Origin of the sequence: Acinetobacter sp. ME22 (assembly GCF_022012315.1) — a bacterium.
GTDB lineage: Bacteria > Pseudomonadota > Gammaproteobacteria > Pseudomonadales > Moraxellaceae > Acinetobacter > Acinetobacter brisouii_A.
Genome location: NZ_JAKLTL010000001.1, coordinates 26,967 through 51,557 on the forward strand (window position 1 = coordinate 26,967; position 24,591 = coordinate 51,557).

Genomic DNA, 24,591 nt, shown 5'->3' on the forward strand with positions numbered 1-24,591 from the left:
CGATGTCACAAAGCTCTCGTTTTCAGGGAAAAGTTGCCATTGTTACAGGTAGTGCACAAGGAATTGGCCGCGGGGTGGCATTACGCCTCGCTGCAGAAGGTGCAAAACTGGTACTGGCAGATCAATCTGAACTGGTGAATGACGTTGCAGCAGAGATTCGCCAATATACCGATCAAGTCACCACAATATTGGCAGATTTAGAAACTTTTGCAGGTGCACAAGCTGTTACGCAACTTGCCATGCAAACCTATGATCGAATTGATATTCTGATTAATAATGTTGGCGGTGCAATTTGGATGAAACCCTTTCAGGAATTTTCTGAACAGGAAATTATCAAAGAAATTCATCGCTCATTATTTCCAACATTATGGTGTTGTCATGCCGTACTACCCACCATGATTGCCCAGCAATCGGGTGTGATTGTGAACGTTTCTTCTGTCGCGACTCGCGGAATCAACCGTATTCCATACTCTGCGGCAAAAGGTGGTGTCAATGGATTAACGGCATCACTGGCATTTGAACATGCGCAAGATGGCATTCGTGTTAATGCAGTGGCAACAGGCGGAACAGAAGCTCCACCACGCAAAATTCCACGAAATAGTGCAGCCATGTCGGATCAGGACAAAGCTTGGATGCAAAATGTGGTTGATCAAACCGTAGATCGTAGTTTCATGAAACGCTACGGCACAATCGCGGAACAGGTCAATGCCATTACTTTTTTGGCATCGGATGAAGCATCTTACATTACAGGTACCGTGTTGCCTGTAGGTGGTGGTGATCAAGGATAATCACAGGGATAGATAAGGGGGCTAGGATGCTCAGTCTATTGCAACAATTGAAACGTGATTGGTCAATTTCAGCCACAATCGCAGGTTTTCTGGCCGTCCTGATTTCATATTCAGGGCCACTGATTATCTTTTTTCAAGCTGCTCAACATGCTCAAGTCGATGCTCACATGCTGAGTTCATGGATTTGGGGCATTTCGATCGGCGCTGCAATTTCAGGAATTTACCTGTCAATCCGCTACAAAGTTCCCGTTATTACTGCGTGGTCAGCACCTGGAACAGCTTTACTGGTCACGCTGTTTCCACATATCAGTTTAAATGAAGTAGTTGCAGCCTATATCACGGCAGCCGTAGTGATGCTCATCATTGGGGTGAGTGGTTCATTTGATACCTTACTGCGCTGGATTCCATCTGGTATTGCCGCAGGCATGATGGCAGGAATTTTATTTCAATTTGGTTTAGGCGTATTTCAAGCCAGTAATCATATGCCACTGATTGTGTTTATTATGTTAGTGGCTTATCTGTGTGCCAAACGCTTTAACCCGCGTTATAGCATGCTGTGGGTCTTATTGACAGGGATTGTACTCAGTCTGTTTTGGGGGCAATTGCGCCCAATGTCATTGAATTTTGCATTGACCATTCCTGAATGGATTAGCCCACACTGGACATGGTCATCGACATTCAACTTTGCGTTACCGCTAATTCTGGTGAGTTTGTCGGGACAGTTTTTACCGGGCATGGCACTGTTTAAACTGAATGATTACCAAGTTTCTGGACGAACCATTATTGGAACGACCAGTTTGGTGTCTCTTTTTGTCGCTTTCACTGGCGGTATTAGCATTGTTTTGGCATCAATTACCGCATCGTTGTGTATGGGGGAAGATTGCCATGAAAACCCGAAACGCCGCTATATCGCAGGCATCACCAATGGCTTGTTTTATCTACTTGGTGGCTTGTTTTCGGGCAGCATCGTGCTGCTCTTTAGCCTGTTTCCAAAAGAGCTGGTTGCTGCTTTGGCAGGCTTAGCCTTGATTAGTGCCATTACTTACAATCTCAATATTGCACTGAGCAACGAACAACAGCGTGAATCGGCTGTCATCACCTTTCTTGCCAGTGTTTCAGGCATGCATTTCCTTGGTTTAAGTTCGGTGTTTTGGGGCATCTGTATTGGCATGCTGGCGCATTTAATTTTAAGTTTTAAACCCAACCGTTCAGTTGAAAATGAAAACTAAACATAGTCAAATTTGATGAGGACTTTTTATGATTGATAAAAGCTCAGGCAGTCTTCGTGCCGTAATTGAACAAATTAAAGATGGATCAACCATTATGATTGGTGGCTTTGGCACCGCAGGACAACCTGCTGAACTCATTGACGGCTTGATTGATTTGGGCATCAAAGACCTCACCATCGTCAGCAACAATGCGGGTAATGGTGACTACGGTCTGGCGAAACTGCTGAAAGCAGGTGCGGTTAAAAAAGTCATCTGTTCCTTCCCGCGTCAGTCCGATTCTTGGGTGTTCGACGAATTGTACCGTGCAGGTAAAATCGAACTTGAGTTAGTACCACAGGGCAACTTGGCTTGTCGTATTCAGGCGGCGGGGATGGGTCTTGGTGCAGTGTTCACCCCGACAGGTTATGGCACACTCTTGGCAGAAGGCAAAGAAACCCGTCATATCGAGGGTAAAGACTATGTTCTGGAATATCCGATCCAAGCTGACTTTGCCTTGATCAAGGCACAGCAGGGCGACCGCTGGGGCAATCTGGTTTACCGAAAATCTGCACGTAACTTTGGCCCAATCATGGCAATGGCTGCGAAAGTCACCATCGCACAAGTCTCAGAAGTGGTTGAACTGGGTGACTTAGATCCTGAACATATCATTACCCCAGGCATCTTTGTGCAGCACGTGGTTCAGGTTGAACCCGCTTCAGCATTGGCAACGGCATAAGGAGACCCAGATGAGCTATAACAAATTAACCCGTGACCAAATTGCTGAACGTGTCGCTCAAGACATTCCCGATGGGGCTTATGTGAATCTCGGCATTGGTTTACCGACCAAGATTGCCAGCTACCTGCCAGCCGACAAAGATGTATTCCTGCATTCTGAAAATGGGTTGTTGGCTTTTGGCCCACCGCCAGCAGAAGGTGAAGAAGACCCTGAACTGATCAACGCAGGTAAAGAATTCGTGACCATGCTCAAAGGCGGTGCCTTTTTCCATCATGGGGATTCATTTGCCATGATGCGTGGTGGTCACCTCGATATCGCTGTGCTTGGTGCCTTCCAGATTGCTGAAAATGGTGATTTGGCCAACTGGCATACCGGTGCACCGAATGCCATTCCTGCCGTAGGCGGAGCCATGGACTTAGCTGTGGGTGCCAAGAAAGTCTTTATCACCACCGATCACGTCACCAAAAAAGGTGAACCGAAGATCGTGGCTGAACTGGCTTACCCTGCAACAGGTCTGAAATGTGTCGACCGCATCTATACCGACCTGTGTGTGATTGATGTTACAGCTGAAGGCTTGAAAGTCCTTGAGAAAGTTGAAGGCTTAAGCTTTGACGAATTACAGGCAATGACCGGTGCGAAACTCATCGACGCGACTCAACCGAATTAATGATTTGAATCCCCCTAAATCCCCCTTTGCTAAAGGGGGACTTCTCTAGCATAAATGCTGTAAGTCTCCCTCCTTTTCTAAAGGAGGGATTAAGGGAGGATTATAAGAGAACAACACAAATGAAAAATGCTTATATTATCGATGCGATTCGTACCCCGTTTGGTCGTTATGCCGGTGGTCTAGCTGCGGTACGTGCAGATGATCTAGGGGCTTTACCGATTAAAGCCCTGATGCAGCGTAACCCAAGCGTGGACTGGCAACAGGTCGATGACGTGATCTATGGCTGTGCCAATCAGGCGGGTGAAGACAACCGTAATGTCGGACGCATGTCATCACTGCTTGCAGGCTTACCGTATCAAGTCCCAGCGACTACGATTAACCGTTTATGTGGTTCATCACTCGATGCGATTGCCATGGCAGCACGCACCATCAAAGCAGGTGAAGCCGATCTGATTATCGCAGGTGGTGTAGAAAGCATGAGCCGTGCCCCATTTGTGATGGGCAAGGCAGAAACGGCTTACGGTCGTACCCAGAAGATTGAAGACACCACCATGGGCTGGCGTTTCATCAATCCGAAACTCAAAGAAATGTATGGTGTGGACACCATGCCACAAACTGCGGAAAACGTGGCGGAACAGTTCCACATTAATCGTGAAGATCAAGACAAGTTTGCCTTAAACAGCCAGCAACGTACGGCTGCTGCACAAGCCAAAGGTTACTTTGCCAATGAAATCGTGCCTGTCACCATTCCACAGCGCAAAGGCGATCCGATCGTTGTGGATACCGATGAACACCCGCGTGCAACGACCATTGAAGCGCTCAGCAAACTCAAACCTGTGGTGAAAGCCGAAGGTAGCGTAACTGCGGGCAATGCCTCAGGCATTAATGATGGTGCAGCAGCACTTTTGATTGCATCGGATGAAGCTGTTGCCAAATACGAACTGAAAGCCCGTGCCAAGATTGTTGCAGCCACTACAGTCGGTGTTGAGCCGCGCATCATGGGTTTTGCCCCAGCACCTGCGATCAAGAAATTACTGAAACAGGCCAATCTGACTTTGGCACAGATGGATGTGATTGAACTGAATGAAGCCTTTGCGGCACAAGCCCTTGCGTGTACCCGTGACCTTGGCTTGGCGGATGATGATGCACGTGTCAATCCAAATGGTGGTGCGATTGCACTGGGTCATCCACTCGGTGCATCAGGTGCGCGTCTGGTGACAACTGCACTCAATCAACTTGAACAGACAGGTGGCAAATACGCATTATGTTCAATGTGTATTGGTGTCGGTCAGGGGATTGCTTTGATTATTGAGCGTATAGCGGGAGAGTAACATGCCGAATTTTTTGACTTCACAGCAAATTACACTTAATTATCAAACCTTTGGTGATGCTAAAAATCCTGCTTTGGTATTTTCCAATTCGCTGGGAACCAACCTCAGCATGTGGCAAGCACAAATTGATTTTTTCCAAAAAGATTTTTTTGTAATTGCTTATGACACGCGTGGACACGGTGCATCGTCAACCGCAACAACATCTTTTGGTTGTGCTGAACTGGCACAAGATGTGATTGATTTACTGGATCACCTCAACATTCAAACAGCGTATTTCTGTGGAATTTCCATGGGAGGTCTGACAGGTCAATGGCTAGCACGTTATTTTCCAGAACGTTTTAAAAAAGTGGTGGTGTGCAATACCGCAGCAAAAATCGGGCAAGCTCAGGCTTGGCAAGACCGTGCGGCTTTGGTACGTACTCAAGGTTTACAACCGATTGCCGCAACAGCAGCATCGCGTTGGTTTACCGATGCTTTCGTGCAACAACATCCTGATTTCATTCAAAAGTTGAGTAATGACTTAGCCACAGGCAGTGCCGAAGGTTATGCCCAGTGTTGCGAAGCATTAGCCAACACCGATTTACGTGATGAAATCGCCAATACCCACATTCCAGTGCTGATTATTGCGGGCTCTGCCGACCCTGTAACCACTGTTACTGATGGGCAATTTATGCAGCAACAGATTCACGGCGCAGAACTGGTCGAAATCGCAGCCTCACATATTTCCAACATTGAGCAACCCGAACACTTTAATCAGGCGTTAAAAGACTTTATTGTATAAAGCAAACAGGATCATGCAGTACCGAACCCAATTGTTCCTGTGAATGATTGGGTTATTTTATTTAAAAATAGGATAAGGACATGCAAGGACACACCGATTATCCATGGAAGGATATTAAGCATCGTTTTTTTGAAACGGGTCATTTACCCAATCAGGTGTTGGCAGATTCGCCAATTATTCAGGGCTGGCAAAAGTCTCGGCAGGCAGGTTTAAGCCCTTTGAGCAAAGTGTCTTGTCTCAGCGATTTTCCACATGCAGACCTGACCGACGGCGATCAATATCTGGCAGAACTCGCTCAACCGATTTTGCAAGATACTTGGAAAATTTTTGGGCAACAGGACATCAGTGTTTTTCTGATTAATCAGCAACGAAAAATTATTGCTGAACAGCACAACGATTATGCTCATCAAAGCTATAGCTTTTTACAGACTGGTCGAATTGTCGATGAAGCTGTGTTTGGGGCAATTGCACCAACCTGTAGTTTGTCCTGCCAGCAACCATTGATTATGGTGGGACATCAGCACTATCTGGATGAGTTTAGCGAATATTCCTGTGCTTCAGTCCCGATTTTTGATGGTCAAGGTGGTGTTTTAGGGGCACTCGATATTACTTCAAGGCAAGGTCTGCTCGCCAGTAACTGGTTACGGCATTTACTGTATCAGACCTATAAAATGGAAAATCAACTGTTGATTCAACAGTCTGAGCAGCATCTACTGGTTTTTCAGCATTCACCTGATTTACTGGGCAATGCCTATAGCGCCTTGCTGGAATACGATGATCAGCAGATCATTCGCAAAGCCAATCAAATGGCGCTTAAACTGCTGAATCGAGATATTCATGACGTACTTGGACAATCGTTACAGCACTTTTTCCTCACGCCAATGGTCGAACAATCGGGCGATTTTCTGATTCAAACTCGTGACCACGCCTTGTTTTATGCACGGCAGCATCGACCAACGCGTCAAGTCATCTCAAACCAATCTATTAGAAAGTCTGCGACTCCACAGCAACAACAACTCCAACACGCAGTCAAAGCCATTCAAGCCAATATTCCAATTTTGATTACAGGTGAAACAGGCACAGGTAAAGAGCATTTTGCTCAGCAAATTCGTCAGAAATTCCCCAAAAATCTACCGTTTATTTCGATTAACTGTGGTGCAATTCCTGAAAATTTACTTGAATCAGAACTGTTTGGTTATGAAGGTGGTGCATTTACAGGCGCGAAGCATAAAGGTGAAAAAGGGCTGGTTGAACTGGCAGATCAAGGCTTTTTATTTCTTGATGAAATTGGTGATTTGCCTATGCATCTACAAGTCAAAGTGCTCCGTGTGTTGCAAGATCAGCAGTTTTACCGTGTGGGAGGACGACAACCGATTCAATCTAAATTTAGGTTGATTTGTGCCACCAATCAGGATTTACCAACGCAAGTCAAACAGCAGCAGTTCCGTAGCGATTTGTATTACCGTATTCGGGGTTATGAAGTACAGTTGTTACCGCTACGCCAACGCAGTGATAAACTTGTGTTAATGCAAAACATTTTGCAGGAATTAGGCGTGCAACAATGGTCTGTACAGGTTGAACAACAACTTGAGCAATATGACTGGCAAGGCAATATTCGAGAGTTAATTCATGTCCTAAAACTCTCAGTTGCACTCTCGGAACAGCCGATCCTTGAACAGTTATATTTGCCTGAACAGTCTGTATCTGGCATTTCTGAACAAATATCTGCAAGACCAGCAGATTTAGAACAGCAAACCCGCCAACTGATTCAGCAAGTATTGCAACAGGAACAAGGCAATGTCTCTAAGACCGCAAAACGGCTGAATATTTCCCGAACCACGGTGTATAAATATCTGCATTAAAATTAATACAATACACTGTCCAAATATTGGACAGTGTTCACCAAAATTTGTCTAATATATGGACATTAAGTTAAATAAATAAATCATAAATTATTGAAAATAAATAAATTAAAAGATTGGCATGGTTGCTGCAAATATTCTAAGTATCACAGAGGCTATTGTTCAGGATGACGTAGCCATCTGTGATCCGCATTTAAGCTTTAGATGCAGCCAAGGACAATTTCAGTCAGGGGATTTGACGAATGTTTTTTTCACATTTCAAAAAAGTTACTGCATTCGCAGTCAGTTTTACCGCACTGCATAGTGCCTATGCAGTCGATGTCAATGCAGGCGATTACACTGCATTACCCGCAGGAACCAATGCCGCAGTGCTCTACTATCAACACGGCGAATCCGATGGTTATTATGTCAATGGAGACAAGATCGATGCCAAATCCCATTCGGATATCGGGATTTTTCGTCTGATTCATTTCACTAAAATTGGCAACATGACCGTTGACCCGCAAATTTTACTGCCATTTGGAACCGTATATAACACCCGTGTTGCTGGACAACATTTAAATGATACCAGTGGCATTGCTGATCCGATCATTGGCGCGACCTTTTGGTTGGTCAATCAACCCAAGGCGGGTGTTTCAGGACGTTATGTCGGTCTGACACCACTGATTTATTTGCCTGTAGGTCAGTACAACAAGCACGACAGCGTGAATCTGGGAGAAAACCGCTTTAAATACGATTTACAACTGGGTTGGGTTGAACCACTTTATAAAAACTGGTCAGCAGAATTTTATCAAGATGTAGTTTTTTACGGAAATAATGATCAAGCTGGCGATGGTAGCCAAACCCTAAAGCAACATACAAGCTATCAAACCCAAGCCAATCTGCGTTATGACTTCAACCCTAAGCAACGTGTTGCACTGGGTTATTCGGCAACCTATGGCGGTAAACAAGAACTCGATGGGGTTGATCAGAATACTCAAACCAAAACCCAGCAAGTCCGTTTTGAATACCAACAAATGCTGAATGCAAGAACACAATTTAGTGCACAGCTAACTTCGGATACCAAAGTAGAAAGTGGTTTTAAAAAGCAACTCGGTGCAAATTTCCGTTTGTTATATTTGTTTTAATTGACAGGATAATAAGATTAATCAAGGAGTTGTATTATGTCGTTATTAGATGCTCAAATCTGGAATCAGCGATTGTTTCATGGTGAATGGCTGCCAGCAATGCAAAGCATGCCTGTGACCGAAGTTGCAACAGGTGAAGTGCTAGGACAACTCGGCTGTGCAACAGCAGACGATGTTGCTCAATCTGCGATGAGCGCGAAACAGGCACAACAAACATGGGCAGCACTGCCGTATCAGGAGCGTGCAGCAGTCTTTGAACGTGCCGCTCAACTTTTAACTGAGCATCAACCTGAAATTATCGACTGGTTAGTCCGTGAAAGCGGCTCGATTCAACTCAAGGCAGGCTTTGAAACTCACATTTCCCTGCAAATACTCAAGCATTGCAGCGCATTACCTGCCAGCGAACAAGGCAGTATTTTACCAACGCAAACAGGCAAAATCAGTCTGGCAAAACGTGTGCCTTTGGGTGTCATTGGGGTGATTTCACCATTTAACTTCCCACTGTATTTGGCACTACGTGCAGTAGCACCTGCATTGGCGCTTGGAAATGCAGTCGTATTGAAACCCGATGAGCGCACGGCAGTCTGTAGTGGTTTTGCGATTGCCCGCATTTTTGAACTGGCAGGCTTACCTAAAGGTTTACTGCATGTTGTTCCAGGCGGTGCAGCTGTCGGTGAAGCACTGACGCTTGATCCAAATATTGCCAGCATTCAATTCACAGGCTCAACTCAGGTTGGACGAATTATTGGCGCGAATGCAGGCAAAACCCTGAAAAAAGTTTCCTTAGAACTCGGCGGCAAAAACTCCCTGATCATTTTACCCGATGCCGACCTTGAACTTGCTGCACAAAATGTGGCATGGGGTGCATTTTTACACTCAGGTCAAATCTGCATGACTTCGGGTAAAATTTTGGTGCATGAAAGTTTGTATGAACCACTCAAGCAGCGCCTGATTGAAAAAGTGAAAAACTTTGTGGTGGGTAATCCAACCGATCCAAATGTCAATCTTGGGCCACTGATTAATGAGAAACAGAGTCAGCGTGTGCAACAACTGGTGAATGATGCTGTCACACACGGCGCAACCCTCGAAGTGGGTGGACAAGCCGACGGGGTATTCTTCCAGCCTACAGTCTTGTCAGGTGTGACCTCTGAAAACCCGATTTTTAGTGAAGAGATTTTTGGCCCTGTTGCCGTATTAATTCCATTTTCTAGTGATGCTGAAGCAGTAGAATTGGCCAATATGGGCGATTATGGTCTATCGGCAGGCATTATCAGCAGCAATGTGGCACATGCCATGCAAATTGGCGCACAACTGAAAGTCGGCTTACTGCATATCAATGATCAAACTGTGAATGATGAAACCGTCAATCCATTTGGTGGTTTCGGCGCATCGGGCAATGGCACACGTATTGGTGGCATGGCAAATCTGGATGAATTTACCCAATGGCAATGGATGACCATTCAAACTCAAGCGCCTAACTATCCATTTTAAATCATCGTTTAAACACTGTTTTAAAGACAACAACACAAGGAATGAAACAATGACAATCCAACAGGATCTTTTAGATATCACCGCAGCCGTCACTGAATGTAAAGGCGCAGATTTTAAATTACAGCCATTAAAAATTCGTCAACCTCAGCATGATGAAGTCTTGGTAAAAATTGTGGCAACGGGCATGTGTCATACCGACCTGATTGTTCGTGACCAGTATTATCCTGTACCACTTCCTGCGGTACTTGGACATGAAGGTTCAGGCGTTATTCAAGCGATTGGGCCAGACGTAAAAGACCTGAAAGTTGGCGACCATGTGGTATTAACTTATGGTTACTGCGGAAAATGTATTCAATGTAATACAGGCAACCCTGCATACTGTAGTGAATTTTTTGGGCGTAACTTTGGCGGCGGTGATTTAGAAGGACATACGGCACTGTGCAACCATCAACATGATGCAGTGCATGACCATTTCTTTGCTCAGTCATCTTTTGCGAGCCTTGCCTTAAGCCGAGAAAATAACGCGATTAAAGTGCCTGAAGATGCACCACTTGAGTTACTTGGGCCACTCGGCTGTGGGATTCAGACAGGTGCAGGCGCTGCCATTAATGCACTTAAAGTGACACCTGCAAGTAGCTTTGTTGCATTGGGTGCGGGCGCGGTGGGTTTAAGTGCGGTGCTCGGTGCAAAAATCTGTGGCGCAACGACTATTATTGCGGTGGATATTGTCCCATCACGTCTGGAGCTTGCGAAAGAACTTGGCGCAACTCATGTGATTAACAGTAAAGAACAAGACCCTGTACAAGCCATTAAAGACATTACAGGCGGTGGTGCTAACTTTGCAATAGAATCTACAGGTCGTCCTGAAATCTTAAAACAGGGGATTGATGCGCTCGGCACGCTCGGCAAAATTGCTGTAGTTGGTGCGCCGCCATTGGGAACCAATGCACAATTCGATGTCAATGATTTGCTCTTAGGCGGAAAAATGATTATGGGCGTGGTTGAAGGTAGCGGCGCACCGAAAAAATTTATCCCTGAATTGGTCAAACTCTATCAGCAAGGCTTATTCCCATTTGATAAATTGGTCAAGTTTTATGAATTTGATCAAATCAATGAAGCTGCTCTCGACAGTCAAAAAGGCATTACGCTAAAACCGATTATTAAAATTCAGGGCTAATGTGTAGTTCTGTTATTGTCGGCTTTATTCATCGCCACGACCCTTTGTTATGGCGATGATATTTTTGTGGCAAGATGTAAAAAAAGTATCAGTTTTTTACACATTTTTACCTAAATTTTGGATTATGATTTTTCAATACCAGATAGGAAAAATGCAACGAACTGACATTTTTCTGAAAGACATTGCTGTGTAGATTCAATGGTTTTCTAAACTATAGATTTCGATTTTGGTTAAATTTTAAAAATGTAATTATTTTCATAATATGATAATAAATGTAAACAATATTGGTATTTTAAGATTTTTTTAAGGGAGTATTCTTAATTTAAACCTACTGATTCACTTGATTTAATCAAGACTGTTTTAAGGAGAAAGCAATGAATATGGAATATCTACACAAACCGAACTACTTTTTCTTTGCACACAAAATGGTGTTGTTTTTGGAAAAGTATATCAAACAGCATCCTATGGAACAGGAAGCGCATTTTAACCTGCAAACAATTTATGATTTATTCAGTCATGACCGTGCATCAAGCACAGTGAATTTGGAAGGTATTTTAAATATTGTAGATGAATATTTAATCAATACCCATCAAGGTATCGTTAATTTAGTCCATGAATATGATATCCATCTCGATAATCATGTACTGAGTTTAAATTTCCACCCACAAGCCATGCAAAGTGTGATTAACGGCGAAAGTGTATTTTTTCCGAAAGTGGCATAATTTAAATTTTCTTAAATTAAAACAGGCACATTATGTGCCTGTTAATTTGAGTGTATCAATCGTTGGTAAATATTGATCCTGTCCAACCATAAAACGGTGCTGAGCGAGATTCAGCATTTCTTCATCTTCATGGCTGTTGCCATAGGCATAGATTTGATCATATTCTGCGATATTATAATTCGCTAAAATTCTTAATTTCTTCTGCTCACTACTACAATCTGGACTTGAATATTGACCCGTTAAAATATTCTGATGTTTTTCTGTTTCTGTACAGATGAGAGCGACATTTAAGTGCTGTGCAATGGGCTGCAAATACAGATCTAAAGACGCTGATACAATTGCAACATCATGTCCAAAGTCCTGATGCTGTTTCAATTGTGCCAATAACACGGGGTTGAGTTGTTCAAGTAGTTGGTGACTATAATCCCATGCCAGTTGCTCAATTTCTGGATATTTTTGCTGGCTGAACATTTGACTATAGAGTTTGGCACGCATGGCATGTGCAGGATATAAATTTAAATAATAGCCTTGTATCCACGGTAAAATTTTTACACCTTGCCGAAAAATATGCTTTTTTGACAAGGTATAGAAAATAAACTGTGTAAAACTGTCTGTTAAACACAGTGTTCCATCAAAATCAAACAGGGCAAGGGTCTTGGCTTGCTGCTTTATGAAGTTTTTAGACGTTTGGCACGATGCATACATGATTCGTAGCGTCCATTTACACGACTGGCATACCAATTGGTATTATAATCACGGCTGAGTTTTGGCCCAGAAATAACCACTTGTGGCATGACTGCATATGGCATTTCTTTTTCAGTTTTCTGTTTATATAGCTTTGCAACAGCTAAATACGTTTGCGTTTTCTCAAAATCTTCGGTTTTCTCTTCTCTTAAATCACTACGCAACTGTCGTGCCGTAATAATCACGCCTTTTTGTGCAAATAGTTTTGCCAGTGCCAGTTCAGTTGAACTTTTGGTGGATTGGACATCTTCATTTTTATCGTACAGCAACAAATCACCATCTAAAGATAAATCAGCATCAGTCAATGTATTCAATGCTTTTTGGAATGAAGCATTGCGGCTTGAATACATGCCTGAGTTATAGTCGGCAAAACGATAAATTGGTTTGTCATAGTCCGCTTTATACAGCATCAGGCGATGAATACCATAATACATACCACCATATTGGGTATATAAATAATCACGTAGTTCATTGACATTCATTCGATCACGTTCATGATCTTGTGCATATCGCACCAAAACTTGCATAGAACCCAAAGTGGTAATCGGGTTCATACGTTCGCCAATATCCTGACCGACCAATTTCGCTGCACCTGTTAAAGCACTGACATGATAATGCTTGGACATATAGTCAAAAATCTGACGATACAAAACATCTAAGTCTTGTTCAGTTTTGACTTTTGCCATTTGTTTTAAATAGCTGTTTTCAGGTGTTGGCTGAGTTTTAAGAACTTTTTCAAAATAACCTGCAATCGGTGTACCAATCGTTGCACCCAATTTGTCGGTAAATTTCTCTTTTAAACGAGTGTTGACTTCTGCTACTGCTTTTTGCCCAAGTCCAGGGACGCGAGGGCTGGCAACAAAATTCGATTCCTGATCAACAACAGCCACAATACTACAGACATTTTCCTTGGACTTTTCAATTTTGAGTTCGTCCATAATGTCATTCATATCTTTTGCCCAAGACTCACGATTACTCACGTGAGATGGTATCAAGCGCTTGATTTGTTTTTCTTTCAGAATTTTTTCATCATCTTTAGAAAATAAAGAATTTTCACCACAAGCCACCAAGCCTGTAGAGACTGCCAAAACAGTTAAAACCCGACAAATCGGGTGTAAAAAATCAGATTTATTCATGTACGCTAAACACTAATCACGTATTAAGCCAAGGCGGCTGTTTATACGGCGATTGTAGAGCGTTTTATAACAGATGTATATTGTTAGACAATCGATTTGCAGCATTTTAAAGACTGACTGATACGCTCAGGAAGCTGACTTGGTTTTACTGTATGATCAGCATACAATTTGTGAGAATAATAAAACAAAATATAGGGACATTATGACTGCATATTATCAACTGTTACAACGCCATCAAGATGATGAGCAGCAACAAGTCACCACACATTATCATTCTACTCTTTACGCACAAGGCGCATGGAATGCCCATGAACAACACATGGCACCTGCCACAGGTATTCTTTGTGCTGAGCTAGAGCAATTTTTCCCAAGAGAAAATATGCGTATTGGACGAATTAGCCTAGATATTTTCGGCTTAATTGCAGCAGGCGAATTTACCATTCAAACCCATGTGATTCGTGCAGGTCGTACGATTGAACTGATTGAAGCGAAAATGCTGGCTCAGGGGAAAACCTGTATTGTGGCACGCGCATGGCGTATGCAAACCCTTGACACCCGAAGTATTGCAGGTTTAGAAGATGACAGTATTTCTCAACCTGAACATAGCTTACCTGAAGAACGTTTAAAACAATGGCCAGGCGGTTTTATTAAAAGTGTCGAAGTCAGAACTCATGCTTCACTGACTCGTGCAGGCAAAGGTATTGTCTGGTTAAACACGCATATTGAAATGGTCGAAGATGAACCAACCAGTGATTTTGTACACTTAATGGGTTTAGTAGATACCGCAAACGGGATTGTCCCTCGACAAAAAGGAGGATTTACGTGGTCATTTGCCAATCTAGATCTACAAATCCATTTACACCGAATGCCGCGTGGTCGCTGGCTAGGACTGGAAACAGTTCAACAGTACGGCGAAGATGGGATCGGACTAACTAGCTCGATTTTACATGATGAAACTGGACCATTTGGACGTAGTGAACAAATCCTGACGTTAAGACCACTTACCTAAACTCGCCATCATTTTTTTGTTCTAGCCAATTCTTGGAAAATCCCTGAAAAGGATTGGCTGCTTCCACATAACGTAATGCTGAGTTGACATTTTTCCAACCGACATATTGCATCAGTGTTTTTACATCCCAGCCACTTTGACTCGCCCAGTTGGCAAAACCACGGCGTAATGAATGCGTACTATAACGTTCTGGTGTTGCGATTTGCGCTTGGGCAAAGATCTTGCGAAGTAAAGGCAATAAACTGTCGATATGCAAGCCCTGATCTGACAACTTGCCATAACGATGTATCCCTCGATAGACAAAGCCTTCTGTTAAACCACTGATTTCAATCCAGTCTGTATAAGCTTGTACAGGGCAAAGTCTGGCTAATGCAGGAACTTGGAATGTTTGCCCCTGAAACTGCCGATCGGTTTTACTAAAGGGCAAAAAGCATTGCATGCCTTCTTGTGGAGCAACTTGAATATTCTCAACCTGCAAACGTGTGAGTTCATCACCACGAAAACCACGCCAAAAACCCAGTAATAATAAAGATTTATCGCGTTTTAAACGCATTTCCTGAGCAAAATTTCCTTGTGTTTGCTGTGTCGCAATTTCCTGATCTAAATAATTAACAATGAACTCAAGCTCTACGATTTCTAAAGGCTTTGCCTGTTTTTCCTGAGCAGGATGTACTGCTTTGATACCGCGAAAAACCTGTTTTACCAAAGGCGACTTAGTCGGGTCGGGAAAGCCTTGATCAACATGCCATTGCGATAGTGCTGCAAGTCTTTGTTTTAATGTATTAATTGATAATTTTTCGGCATGATCTGCTAAATACTGAGCAATATTATCCGCAGTCGCAGGTAGTAAACCTTGCCATTCCACCTCGTAGTGTCTGAGCGCAGAAGCGTAACTTTTTCGGGTATTTTCTCGTGTTGCAGCCTGTAAATACTGATCCAGACGATTCATTTTACGTTTTTAGCTCCAATATCGCGTGCATACCGAAGTGTAATGCTAGATTTACCTCATTTTGTCCAAATCACTATAACACAGGATAATCCTTAATTATCCAGCTTTTATTTTTATGTAAAAATAAAATTAAGAAGCTTATTTTTATTATGTTATTATGTATTACATAATACATTATGATATTCAGGTGCAGCATGTCCCGTACAGGTCTCAGCAAGCAACAAGTCAAGAAAGCCCGTGATACCTTGTTAGCACAAGAAAAATATCCATCTGTCGATGCTGTACGGATTGAACTGGGCAATACAGGCTCAAAAAGTACGATTCATAAGTATTTAAAAGAGCTTGAGGACGAAGAGGGGGATGTTATTGCCCAACCCTCCATTAGTGAAACGCTGCAAAATTTGGTACAGCGACTTTCTCAGCAATTGCATCAGGAAGCACAAGAAAAAATCAATGTTTTTCAGGAACAAATGCAGCAACGTGAAGCCGAACAACAACAGCAGATTCAGAATCTAAACACACGATTGACAGGCACTCAGGCAGAATTAGAGCAGAAAAATACGCATGTAGATGAATTGACGCAGGCTCAGCAACAACTTCAGCAGAACTTGCAACAAGAAACCATATTGCGAAATCGTTTAGAGCAGCAAACCACTGATTTAAAAGACAGACTTGAGCAGAATGAACAACATCGTGTTGCACTTGAAGATAAGTTTCAACATGCTCAGCAAGCTCTGGAGCATTACCGAGAGTCAGTCAAGGAACAGCGTCAGCAGGATTTACGGCGCCATGATCAGGCGGTGCAGCAATTGCAGACTGAAATTCAGCAGTTACAGCAAACCATTGTGATCAAAAACAATGAGCTGTCTGTATTACACACTGAACACACCAAACAGGCTGTATATCTGGAACAACAGCACAATCAAGTTCAGCAGTTACAGCAACATAATCAACAACAGCAAGATGAACTGACTGATTTAAAACAACAATATCGACAACAGACACAAGAATTTTCAATGCTGAAGCAGCAATTTCAACAGCAGCAAGATACCTTGGAGCAAGCCGAACATATACACCAGTCATTACAGCAGCAGCTTGAGCAAACCCAAGGCAAGCTTAAACAAACGCAGTCAGAACTCTATTTGCAACAGCAGTTTTCTGAGCAGTTAAATCATCTATTGCAACAATTTGCAGCGAAAACACCTGATGCTGTGCTACAGAACAAACCTGCTGATGGCTAAATAGCATATTCAGCCATGCAGTGCATTTTGTGAAAGCGTCTGAATATATTCACTATAAACCGACATTTTTTCGAAGATGTGTTCACTGTAGAACATGTCTTCGATCAGTCTGGCATTTTGTTCCAGTTTTAAACTGTCACAGCATTTCAGCAGCGCTGCATTTTGTTTGGAAAAGTATTCACAGAGCGCCATATATTGAGCATCTTTATGTTTAAACAGCAATTTTTTGAGTTTAATCTCACTGGCTGCTGGCACTGGCAAATCACTTGGTGCTGCTGAATGAATAATATGAATCTGCACATTGAGAAACTGCTCAATCTGTGCGATTGCGCTGTAATTAAAGTCAGTCCATTGAGTGATCAAAAAAAGATGCTTGAGATCAGGTCGGCATAAGGCACGTAACACACCCAGTTGTAAAATCTCCAGAGTAGCAAAATGAGCCTCTTGTAGATCGACATACATCTGCATGGCATCCAAGGCATAATCTGTTTTGACTTTATGCTGAATCTTGCCAAAACGACCCAAAATATTGTCAATACTGGTCGTATGGGGCGTGCTATAGATACAGGGCTTGTTCAAATTGGCAAAAATAAAGGGGCTAAATACATATCCCAAGTTGGCATCCTGTTCCTGTACGGCATCCTGAATCAGATAATGCAGATTTTGCCGTCCAAATGCCCGTACCACCTTTGCCCGTAAAATCGCACCCTCAAGATTCATGTATTCCATGCTCAGGCGATGCTGCACAGCTTCCGAGAGCTGCGGTAAATTAAAAATCTGAGGCAAATTTTGTAGTTCAGGCGTGATGAACATAAGCGGCTCCCGTATACGCTGGATCATTATTTCATGTCCGCCCCAACGGCGAAGACCACACCAATACAAAAGAGAGTGGTGTACAGCGCAAACCAAAACAAGAGGTTTTTAAAGGCTTTGTCAGAAATGCTGCTGTCAGCGTACTTTTGTTCAGGTTTTTTGTTTTCATCATCGTTGTTCATGTGCGTAATTCCTCAATAGAACTTGCTGCTATTTTGAGAAGAATGCTGCCTTTTGAGTAGATACAAATCTGTTCTAAAAAACTATAACAGATGAGCCGTTTTTTAGTGCATATGCAATTTAAACCAATAAAAACCCGACTTTTTAAGTCGATTATCTCCATAATCTGCTGATTTCTCCTGATAACTGTTATATTTTTTCAGCATTGTTTTGTATCTAACAATTTAATAGGGCGCTCTGCATCATAACAAAGTCATCATTTACAGAGCATCTGTTATGAATCTTTGCAACGTATTCACTACTTTCGTACAGGGAGGGTGATTATGGATTTTGGTTTGAGCGCTTTTGCTTTGGCAAGAATGCAGTTTGCCTTTACCGTTTCTTTTCATATTATTTTTCCTGCGACTTCGATTGGCTTAGCCTGTTTCCTTGCCGTTTTAGAATGGAAATGGCTACGCAGCCGCAATCCGCTGTATCAGGACTTGTTTAAATATTGGCTGAAAATTTTTGCTGTGGCATTTGCCATGGGTGTCGTGTCTGGCATTGTCATGGCGTATCAGTTTGGTACCAACTGGAGTGAATTTTCCCGAATTGCGGGAAGTGTGACAGGCCCGTTACTCACGTATGAAGTGCTGAGCGCCTTTTTCCTCGAAGCAGGCTTTTTAGGCATCATGATGTTTGGCTGGGGGCGAGTCAGTGAAAAAGCGCATTTCTTTGCTACCTTAATGGTCGCCATCGGCACATGTATTTCCATGTTCTGGATTTTATCTTCTAACAGTTGGATGCAAACTCCTCAAGGCATTGCCCTTGAACATGGCATTTTAGTGCCGAAAGACTGGTGGATGATTGTCTTTAATCCAAGTTTTCCATATCGCTTTGCACATATGAGCATCGCAGCATTTCTGGTGTCAGGTTTACTGGTCACTGGGTCATCGGCATGGCACTTACTCAAAGGTCGCCGCGATGCCTTGGTCAAAACCTCATTTTCAATGGGGCTGTGGATGGTTTTGCTCACCTCTAGTCTGCAACTGGTGGTGGGAGATCAGCATGGTTTAAATACCTTACACCATCAACCTGCCAAACTGGCAGCAATTGAAGGGCATTGGGAAACCAATCATCAAGAACCAATGCCACTGTTGTTATTTGCCATTCCTGACATGCAGCAAGAAAAGAACCATTTTGAACTGGGTGTGCCGTATTTGGGTAGCCTGATTTTAACCCATGAAATGAACGGCGCTGTGACTGGGCTGAAAGATTTCCCTCGTGATGAACGTCCCAATGCCTTACTGGTGTTCTGGAGCTTCCGTGTCATGGTTTCGATGAGCATGCTGATGCTGTTGATGTCGGTACTGGCATTGTGGCTGCGTTATCGCCAGCGTTTATATGACAGTCGTGGCTTTCTGCGCTTTGCCATGCTGATGGGTGCGAGTGGCTATATTGCCTTACTGGCTGGTTGGGTGACGACCGAAGTTGGGCGTCAGCCGTGGGTGGTGTATGGCTTACTAAAAACCATTGATGGTTTATCACATCAGGTATCTGCACCACAGGTGGGACTCAGTCTGACGATTTTTGTGGTGGTGTATAGCATTGTGTTCGGCAGTGGTTTTTATTACCTGTTTAAACTGATTCGTAAAGGACCACAGCATCAAACATTAGAACATCAGGAAGCGACTGGTGTTGGGCATTTTAAAACGCCAATGCGCCCAATGAGTATGCTCGATGCCGAAGATCTCGATGAGGAGAAAAAATCATGATGGATTTATCATTAATCTGGGTCGGGATTATTGGTCTTGGGGTTTGGATTTATGTGATTCTGGACGGATTTGATCTGGGCATCGGGATTTTATTTCCCGTAGTTGCTGACAAACAGCAACGCGACGTAATGATGAATACGGTTGCCCCTGTGTGGGATGGCAATGAAACATGGATGGTGTTGGGTGGAGCGGGATTGTATGCTGCATTTCCATTGGTGTATTCGATGGTACTGTCAGCACTGTATTTACCGATTATGTTTATGCTGGTTGCTCTGATTTTTCGTGGTGTGGCATTTGAGTTTCGCTTTAAGGCACATCGTAGTCGTTATTTGTGGGATCTGGGGTTTACTTGGGGTTCGGTACTTGCCAGTTTCTTTCAAGGGATGATTTTAGGTGCTTATATTCAGGGCATCCATCCGCAGCAAGGAGCTTGGGACTGGTTGACGCCTTTTTCTGTCTTTACAGGTTTTGGCGTGGTCTTGGTTTATGCTGCTTTGGGCTGTGCATGGCTGATCATGAAAACTGAAACTGATCTTCAGCAACGCATGTATCAACTGATGCCAAAACTCCTACTAGGATTACTGATAATTTTCCTCGGTGTCAGCATTTATACGCCGTTGCAACATACTGAAATTGCAACACGCTGGTTTAGCACACCAAATATTTATTATTTAAGTGCTGTGCCTGTCTTGGTGATTTTTGTGAGTTATCAACTGTATCGTGCCTGTCAACGTCACATAGAGCATCAACCCTTTATGTATATGTTGGCATTGGTAACGCTTGCTTATATCGGTTTTCTGATTAGCCTGTGGCCCAATATCATTCCGCCATCTGTCACGATTTGGCAGGCAGCCGCGCCGTATAGCAGTCAACTGTTTGCGTTGATTGGCGCATGTATTTTATTGCCGATTATCTTGGTGTACACAGCTTTGGCATACTGGGTATTTAAGGACAAAGTACGCATTGGTGATGAGGGTTATCATGACTAAACGACTGCAACTCAAACAATGGCAATGGTTTATTGTATTATGGTTATTCGGCTTTTTGAGTTTGGCTGTCATTGCGGGAATTTTCCGTAGTTTATTGCTACTCGCCAAAGCCAGTTTGCACTAAAACAACAGCGAAGCTTCTTTTATCGGGTTTGACTAAAGTGCAAAGCACGGTGAAAGAAGCCATCATTTTCCAATTTTGGGTTTGCCTTTATCAATTATGTATAAATCAGAACAACTGGCGCGTAGCATACGGGCACTTATTGAAAATGGTTCATGGCAAGCCCACAGTAAACTTCCATCCTTGCGTGAACAGGTACAGCGTTCAGGTTTTAGTTTAATGACGGTGCTGAATGCCTATCAGGAGCTTGAAGCGCAGGGCTTGGTCTATTCCAAACAAAAATCAGGTTATTTTGTCGCAGGGAATTTGGCGACACAGGAACTGGCGCATCATCCTGAAACCAGTCTCAACGCTCATATCGAAATTAACTCTCAGGTGTTTAATTTCTTAAAAGCTATGCAAGATGAAGATGTTGTGCCACTTGGTTCGGCATTTCCTTGTTCAGATTTGCTCTATAACAGCAAGCTCATGCAGATTATCGCGCAACACGCCAAGCGTAAACGCAGCTACTTAAATTCGGACAGTATGCCGCCAGGCAATCTGGAACTGCGCAAAATTATTGCGAGCCGTTACAGCTTGCAAGGCATTCCAACCGATGCCAATGATATTGTGATTACTTCAGGTGCATTGGAAGCACTTAATCTTTCCCTGCAAGCACTGACCCAAGCAGGCGATTATATTCTGCTGCAACAAAATATTTTCTACGGCGCATGGCAAGCCGCAGAACGCCTTGGTTTGAAGGTGATTACCATTCCTGAGCATCCACAACATGGCTTTGATCTGGCATCTTTTGAAACTGCATTAAAACAATATCCGATTAAAGTCTGCTGGCTGATGCTCAATACACACAACCCGATTGGCTTTACCGTTAGTAATGAAATCAAGTTTGAAATTGCCAAATTACTGCATGAACATCAGGTTTATCTAATCGAAGATGATGTTTATCAGGAATTATACTACGGCGCACAAAAACCCTTACCAATGAAATACTTTGACCAGCATAACTACGTGCTGCATTGTTCTTCATTTTCCAAAACCATCGGGATGGGTACACGCATTGGCTGGGTACATGTCGGTAAATTTTCCAATGCTATTCAGCACTTACAATTAATGAGTACATTATCTGCCAGCACCTTAGTACAACATGCTTTGGTCGATTTTTTATCGAGTCATCATTATGAAAAACATTTGCGACAATTACGCTTGCAGCTCGAACACAACAAACAGGCGTTTTATCAGTTTTTAAAAGCGCATTTATCTCAAGATTGTGAAATTTATTATTATTCCAGTGGTTATTTTTTATGGATTAAATTGCCTGAGCATGTGAATAGTACGGTTTTATATCAACAGCTATTACAACAACGTATTGCCATCGCACCCAGTAGTTTGTTTCGCCTAGATGTTTCTTCACAGAATTTTATTCGGATTAATTGCTCATTTAATCTAGATTTATCTATGCAACAAGCACTGCTACAAGTTATTTATTTAATTCAACATCAATCAGATGACTGTTAAGTCTATAAAAATCATTTGCGATGATTTGACTGAAAAATGTATTTCATATATATTTTAACCACTTTTTAGGATATATACGCTGTAGTTTCCTAATTTTCAACCATATAGTCTTATGACTATATGGTTTTTTTATGTTTAAAATAACAGGAATTAGCATTTAATTATTGAGTATCAAGAAATGCCAATAATGCATCAACATCCTCTGATTGAAGTTTTTCTCTGATTTTTAAAAAGACTTTTTCATCCAGATCATAAATTTTGGCAGAGATCAGTTTTTCTATCGCATCAGTAGGGAAACGATATTTAATCACCTGCGCTGGAACACCAGCAACTATGGCATAAGCAGGGACATCTTTAGTCACCACAGCACCCGTTGCCACCACAGCACCTTCACCCAATGTTACGCCTTGCATAATCATGGCACGACTTCCAATCCAGCAACCATCACCAATGATCGTATCGCCCGCAGCAACAAAACTACGCGTATCGAACGGGAAAGCAGCAATCCAGTCCGTTCGATGCAACTGATTTCCACCCATCATAATCACGCATTCAGCACCAAAGCTGACAAAATTACCAATATAGAGCTGATCAATCGGGCGCTCTACAGTCGAAGGTTTGTCATGTAAATAGCGAACGACACAGCGTTCAAATCCACTGTCCCAATATGCACTGTAATAACTATAGTTGCCTCGAATATGAATATTGGGATTTGTGACAGTTTTTGAAATAAATTCAAATTCACACCAGTGCTTTACAGGGGAGTCTTGCATTACGTCGGATGAGATCAATCAAAATAGATCATTGATTTTACATGGTCTGTAGATAGATCACTATTTTAAAGCGTCAAACATCGCAATAATTTGATCGACAACTATACGGATTTTACAGATAAAGTGCTTTCTAAGTACTTTATCTGCTCCTCACGACGTTAACTTAATTTAAATTCTAAATTGCGTCTGACCGCAGGCCACTCACTTCGCAAAATACTGTAGACATAGGTATCTCGTAAAATATCATCTTTCACAATCTGATGGCTTCTTAATACACCATCGAGTCTAGCACCTAAGCGTTCAATGGCTGCACGGCTTTTAAAATTAAAGGATGATGTCCGAAACTCAACCGCAATACAGTTCAAAACCTCAAAAGCATGGCTCAGCAAGAGTTGCTTGGCTTCGGTATTGACGGCACTACGCTGTGCTGATTGACAATACCACGTCGAGCCAATTTCCAAACGACGGTGTGCAGCGTCAATATTCATGAAACTGGTCATGCCTAAAACTTTGCCACTTTGGCGCTCAAAGACGGTGAAAGGTAGCATTTGACCTTGCTGTTGCAGTGCTAAACGCCTTTGAACTTCAGCTAACATGTTTTCTGGGCTTGGAATGAAAGTGAACCACAGTTTCCATAACTCACCATCTTGTACCGCTTCACTCAACTCAACATGATGCGATTCATCGAGTGGTTTTAAAATGACATGCTGCCCAAGTAATGTCACTGGCTCTATCCATTGCATAGTGGATTCCTCAATTTGTTCTTTATTCACATGACTGTTTTATTTTTGATACAGCAACTTGATGCATGGAATCACCGATAATCTGTTGCCCCGTTGCTGTTAAGGCATTGGCAACCCCTAAAATATCCCGATACTCTTTGTTCTGACTAAGTTTGGCTTTGCCTTGCAATCGGGTGATTGCAATTTCAATCCCCACAATGGCTTTTAGCATCGGTTCTAAATAGTCTTTTGGTGCATCTGACATTTTCCAAGGTTCAGCTTGTGTGGCTTCATGTGTACGCGTTAAGCGTGCGACCACACCTCGAACATAGCGTTCATCATCGCGGATTTTTACAGTGCCATATGCATGTACCGTCTTGTAGTTCCATGTTGGAACTTGCTGATGATGTTCATGTTTACTCGGATACCAATTGGGGGAGATATAGGCATCGCCCGCCCGAAATACCACCAGGACCTCATCGCCGTCTTGAATATCTTGCCAGACAGGATTATTTCTCGACACATGTGCGTGTAATATCCCAAGCTCAGATTGCTCTATGCTGAGTTCAAAAGGAATGTGATTTGCATCTAAACCACTGTTGCCGTGCGTAAATAAAATGCCTAATGCGTGCTGTTTAATCAGTTGATGCATGACATCAATATTTGGAATTTCAAAATCTGCGGGAATATACATGGCTACACGTACTCTTTTAATGTGGCTCAACCAAACATGAGGTTGTTGTTGTAAATTTCCG

The 24,591-nt window shown here is 42.8% G+C and carries 25 protein-coding genes; 17 read left to right on the forward strand and 8 right to left on the reverse strand.

Features of this window, described 5'->3' with window-relative positions; translation table 11 throughout:
- Positions 1–2: 2 nt before the first annotated feature.
- The 11 genes from LVY74_RS00145 (at position 3) to LVY74_RS00195 (ending at position 11,890) form a co-directional block, all read left to right on the forward strand.
- Positions 3–788, forward strand: a complete 786-nt coding sequence (locus LVY74_RS00145) for a 1,6-dihydroxycyclohexa-2,4-diene-1-carboxylate dehydrogenase (RefSeq protein WP_237813286.1) — start codon at positions 3–5, stop codon at positions 786–788.
- 26 nt (positions 789–814) lie between these two features.
- Positions 815–2,017: a benzoate/H(+) symporter BenE family transporter gene (locus tag LVY74_RS00150; RefSeq protein WP_237813287.1), complete on the forward strand. Its 1,203-nt coding sequence runs from the start codon at positions 815–817 to the stop codon at positions 2,015–2,017.
- A gap of 28 nt (positions 2,018–2,045) precedes the next feature.
- Complete coding sequence (locus tag LVY74_RS00155) at positions 2,046–2,732, forward strand: 3-oxoacid CoA-transferase subunit A (protein WP_237813288.1); 687 nt, start codon at positions 2,046–2,048, stop codon at positions 2,730–2,732.
- 10 nt (positions 2,733–2,742) lie between these two features.
- Entirely contained in the window at positions 2,743–3,399 is a 657-nt protein-coding gene (locus LVY74_RS00160; protein WP_151708912.1) for a 3-oxoacid CoA-transferase subunit B, read from the forward strand.
- A gap of 119 nt (positions 3,400–3,518) precedes the next feature.
- Positions 3,519–4,730, forward strand: coding sequence for a 3-oxoadipyl-CoA thiolase (gene pcaF, locus LVY74_RS00165; protein ID WP_237813289.1), 1,212 nt, complete (start codon positions 3,519–3,521; stop codon positions 4,728–4,730).
- Position 4,731: 1 nt separating this feature from the next.
- Positions 4,732–5,511 (forward strand): 3-oxoadipate enol-lactonase, encoded by a 780-nt coding sequence (pcaD, locus tag LVY74_RS00170; protein WP_237813290.1) that lies wholly within the window; start codon positions 4,732–4,734, stop codon positions 5,509–5,511.
- Between the two features lie 80 nt (positions 5,512–5,591).
- On the forward strand, positions 5,592–7,373 hold the full coding sequence (locus LVY74_RS00175) for a sigma-54-dependent Fis family transcriptional regulator (protein ID WP_237813291.1): 1,782 nt from the start codon (positions 5,592–5,594) through the stop codon (positions 7,371–7,373).
- A 242-nt stretch (positions 7,374–7,615) separates the two neighbouring features.
- Positions 7,616–8,500, forward strand: coding sequence for a transporter (locus tag LVY74_RS00180; RefSeq protein WP_237813292.1), 885 nt, complete (start codon positions 7,616–7,618; stop codon positions 8,498–8,500).
- 36 nt (positions 8,501–8,536) lie between these two features.
- Entirely contained in the window at positions 8,537–9,991 is a 1,455-nt protein-coding gene (locus tag LVY74_RS00185; protein ID WP_237813293.1) for a benzaldehyde dehydrogenase, read from the forward strand.
- Between the two features lie 49 nt (positions 9,992–10,040).
- On the forward strand, positions 10,041–11,168 hold the full coding sequence (locus tag LVY74_RS00190; protein ID WP_237813294.1) for an NAD(P)-dependent alcohol dehydrogenase: 1,128 nt from the start codon (positions 10,041–10,043) through the stop codon (positions 11,166–11,168).
- A 374-nt stretch (positions 11,169–11,542) separates the two neighbouring features.
- On the forward strand, positions 11,543–11,890 hold the full coding sequence (locus LVY74_RS00195) for a hypothetical protein (protein WP_237813295.1): 348 nt from the start codon (positions 11,543–11,545) through the stop codon (positions 11,888–11,890).
- A gap of 30 nt (positions 11,891–11,920) precedes the next feature.
- Here the strand turns inward: LVY74_RS00195 and LVY74_RS00200 are convergent, their stop codons facing one another.
- Together LVY74_RS00200 and LVY74_RS00205 are read right to left on the reverse strand one after the other, a co-directional pair.
- Entirely contained in the window at positions 11,921–12,595 is a 675-nt protein-coding gene (locus LVY74_RS00200) for an HAD-IB family hydrolase (RefSeq protein ID WP_237813296.1), read from the reverse strand.
- A complete protein-coding gene (locus tag LVY74_RS00205) occupies positions 12,559–13,770 on the reverse strand; it encodes a DUF1615 family protein (RefSeq protein WP_237813297.1) in 1,212 nt (403 codons plus the stop codon). The genes LVY74_RS00200 and LVY74_RS00205 overlap by 37 nt, the downstream gene beginning before the upstream one ends.
- Positions 13,771–13,972: 202 nt before the next feature.
- On the opposite strand from LVY74_RS00205, the gene LVY74_RS00210 reads away from it, so the two are divergent.
- Entirely contained in the window at positions 13,973–14,779 is an 807-nt protein-coding gene (locus tag LVY74_RS00210; protein WP_237813298.1) for a thioesterase family protein, read from the forward strand.
- Here the strand turns inward: LVY74_RS00210 and LVY74_RS00215 are convergent.
- Positions 14,772–15,728 carry a site-specific integrase gene (locus tag LVY74_RS00215; RefSeq protein WP_237813299.1) on the reverse strand — a complete coding sequence of 319 codons (957 nt, stop codon included), beginning with the start codon at positions 15,726–15,728 and terminating at the stop codon, positions 14,772–14,774. The genes LVY74_RS00210 and LVY74_RS00215 overlap by 8 nt on opposite strands.
- A gap of 194 nt (positions 15,729–15,922) precedes the next feature.
- Between LVY74_RS00215 and LVY74_RS00220 the strand changes: the two genes are divergently transcribed.
- On the forward strand, positions 15,923–16,969 hold the full coding sequence (locus LVY74_RS00220; protein ID WP_237813300.1) for a DNA-binding protein: 1,047 nt from the start codon (positions 15,923–15,925) through the stop codon (positions 16,967–16,969).
- A gap of 9 nt (positions 16,970–16,978) precedes the next feature.
- Here LVY74_RS00220 and LVY74_RS00225 read toward each other — a convergent pair whose 3' ends face one another.
- Positions 16,979–17,782 (reverse strand): hypothetical protein, encoded by an 804-nt coding sequence (locus LVY74_RS00225; RefSeq protein ID WP_237813301.1) that lies wholly within the window; start codon positions 17,780–17,782, stop codon positions 16,979–16,981.
- A gap of 26 nt (positions 17,783–17,808) precedes the next feature.
- Positions 17,809–17,964, reverse strand: coding sequence for a hypothetical protein (locus LVY74_RS00230; protein WP_237813302.1), 156 nt, complete (start codon positions 17,962–17,964; stop codon positions 17,809–17,811).
- 321 nt (positions 17,965–18,285) lie between these two features.
- On the opposite strand from LVY74_RS00230, the gene LVY74_RS00235 reads away from it, so the two are divergent.
- The 4 genes from LVY74_RS00235 (at position 18,286) to LVY74_RS00245 (ending at position 22,341) form a co-directional block, all read left to right on the forward strand.
- Entirely contained in the window at positions 18,286–19,716 is a 1,431-nt protein-coding gene (locus LVY74_RS00235; RefSeq protein ID WP_237813303.1) for a cytochrome ubiquinol oxidase subunit I, read from the forward strand.
- The gene (gene cydB, locus LVY74_RS00240; protein WP_237813304.1) at positions 19,713–20,705 is read left to right on the forward strand and encodes a cytochrome d ubiquinol oxidase subunit II; all 993 of its coding nucleotides are present in this window, start codon (positions 19,713–19,715) and stop codon (positions 20,703–20,705) included. Before LVY74_RS00235 ends, cydB begins: the two co-directional genes overlap by 4 nt.
- Complete coding sequence (locus tag LVY74_RS17720) at positions 20,698–20,829, forward strand: hypothetical protein (protein WP_266095378.1); 132 nt, start codon at positions 20,698–20,700, stop codon at positions 20,827–20,829. Before cydB ends, LVY74_RS17720 begins: the two co-directional genes overlap by 8 nt.
- Before the next feature lie 96 nt (positions 20,830–20,925).
- Positions 20,926–22,341: an aminotransferase-like domain-containing protein gene (locus LVY74_RS00245; RefSeq protein ID WP_237813305.1), complete on the forward strand. Its 1,416-nt coding sequence runs from the start codon at positions 20,926–20,928 to the stop codon at positions 22,339–22,341.
- A gap of 161 nt (positions 22,342–22,502) precedes the next feature.
- Here the strand turns inward: LVY74_RS00245 and LVY74_RS00250 are convergent, their stop codons facing one another.
- The 3 genes from LVY74_RS00250 to LVY74_RS00260 all read right to left on the reverse strand — a co-directional run bounded on the left by LVY74_RS00250 (position 22,503) and on the right by LVY74_RS00260 (position 24,530).
- Positions 22,503–23,114, reverse strand: coding sequence for a CatB-related O-acetyltransferase (locus LVY74_RS00250; protein WP_237813306.1), 612 nt, complete (start codon positions 23,112–23,114; stop codon positions 22,503–22,505).
- Between the two features lie 158 nt (positions 23,115–23,272).
- The gene (locus LVY74_RS00255; RefSeq protein WP_237813307.1) at positions 23,273–23,857 is read right to left on the reverse strand and encodes a GNAT family N-acetyltransferase; all 585 of its coding nucleotides are present in this window, start codon (positions 23,855–23,857) and stop codon (positions 23,273–23,275) included.
- Between the two features lie 22 nt (positions 23,858–23,879).
- The gene (locus tag LVY74_RS00260; protein WP_237813308.1) at positions 23,880–24,530 is read right to left on the reverse strand and encodes an FMN-binding negative transcriptional regulator; all 651 of its coding nucleotides are present in this window, start codon (positions 24,528–24,530) and stop codon (positions 23,880–23,882) included.
- Between the last annotated feature and the right edge of the window lie 61 nt (positions 24,531–24,591).

Coding starts and splice junctions, on each gene's coding strand:
- LVY74_RS00145 (WP_237813286.1), top strand. CDS start 3: ATGTCACAAAGCTCTCGTTTTCAGGGAAAAGTTGCCATTGTTACAGGT.
- LVY74_RS00150 (WP_237813287.1), top strand. CDS start 815: ATGCTCAGTCTATTGCAACAATTGAAACGTGATTGGTCAATTTCAGCC.
- LVY74_RS00155 (WP_237813288.1), top strand. CDS start 2,046: ATGATTGATAAAAGCTCAGGCAGTCTTCGTGCCGTAATTGAACAAATT.
- LVY74_RS00160 (WP_151708912.1), top strand. CDS start 2,743: ATGAGCTATAACAAATTAACCCGTGACCAAATTGCTGAACGTGTCGCT.
- pcaF (WP_237813289.1), top strand. CDS start 3,519: ATGAAAAATGCTTATATTATCGATGCGATTCGTACCCCGTTTGGTCGT.
- pcaD (WP_237813290.1), top strand. CDS start 4,732: ATGCCGAATTTTTTGACTTCACAGCAAATTACACTTAATTATCAAACC.
- LVY74_RS00175 (WP_237813291.1), top strand. CDS start 5,592: ATGCAAGGACACACCGATTATCCATGGAAGGATATTAAGCATCGTTTT.
- LVY74_RS00180 (WP_237813292.1), top strand. CDS start 7,616: ATGTTTTTTTCACATTTCAAAAAAGTTACTGCATTCGCAGTCAGTTTT.
- LVY74_RS00185 (WP_237813293.1), top strand. CDS start 8,537: ATGTCGTTATTAGATGCTCAAATCTGGAATCAGCGATTGTTTCATGGT.
- LVY74_RS00190 (WP_237813294.1), top strand. CDS start 10,041: ATGACAATCCAACAGGATCTTTTAGATATCACCGCAGCCGTCACTGAA.
- LVY74_RS00195 (WP_237813295.1), top strand. CDS start 11,543: ATGAATATGGAATATCTACACAAACCGAACTACTTTTTCTTTGCACAC.
- LVY74_RS00200 (WP_237813296.1), bottom strand. CDS start 12,595: ATGTATGCATCGTGCCAAACGTCTAAAAACTTCATAAAGCAGCAAGCC.
- LVY74_RS00205 (WP_237813297.1), bottom strand. CDS start 13,770: ATGAATAAATCTGATTTTTTACACCCGATTTGTCGGGTTTTAACTGTT.
- LVY74_RS00210 (WP_237813298.1), top strand. CDS start 13,973: ATGACTGCATATTATCAACTGTTACAACGCCATCAAGATGATGAGCAG.
- LVY74_RS00215 (WP_237813299.1), bottom strand. CDS start 15,728: ATGAATCGTCTGGATCAGTATTTACAGGCTGCAACACGAGAAAATACC.
- LVY74_RS00220 (WP_237813300.1), top strand. CDS start 15,923: ATGTCCCGTACAGGTCTCAGCAAGCAACAAGTCAAGAAAGCCCGTGAT.
- LVY74_RS00225 (WP_237813301.1), bottom strand. CDS start 17,782: ATGTTCATCACGCCTGAACTACAAAATTTGCCTCAGATTTTTAATTTA.
- LVY74_RS00230 (WP_237813302.1), bottom strand. CDS start 17,964: ATGAACAACGATGATGAAAACAAAAAACCTGAACAAAAGTACGCTGAC.
- LVY74_RS00235 (WP_237813303.1), top strand. CDS start 18,286: ATGGATTTTGGTTTGAGCGCTTTTGCTTTGGCAAGAATGCAGTTTGCC.
- cydB (WP_237813304.1), top strand. CDS start 19,713: ATGATGGATTTATCATTAATCTGGGTCGGGATTATTGGTCTTGGGGTT.
- LVY74_RS17720 (WP_266095378.1), top strand. CDS start 20,698: ATGACTAAACGACTGCAACTCAAACAATGGCAATGGTTTATTGTATTA.
- LVY74_RS00245 (WP_237813305.1), top strand. CDS start 20,926: ATGTATAAATCAGAACAACTGGCGCGTAGCATACGGGCACTTATTGAA.
- LVY74_RS00250 (WP_237813306.1), bottom strand. CDS start 23,114: ATGCAAGACTCCCCTGTAAAGCACTGGTGTGAATTTGAATTTATTTCA.
- LVY74_RS00255 (WP_237813307.1), bottom strand. CDS start 23,857: ATGCAATGGATAGAGCCAGTGACATTACTTGGGCAGCATGTCATTTTA.
- LVY74_RS00260 (WP_237813308.1), bottom strand. CDS start 24,530: ATGTATATTCCCGCAGATTTTGAAATTCCAAATATTGATGTCATGCAT.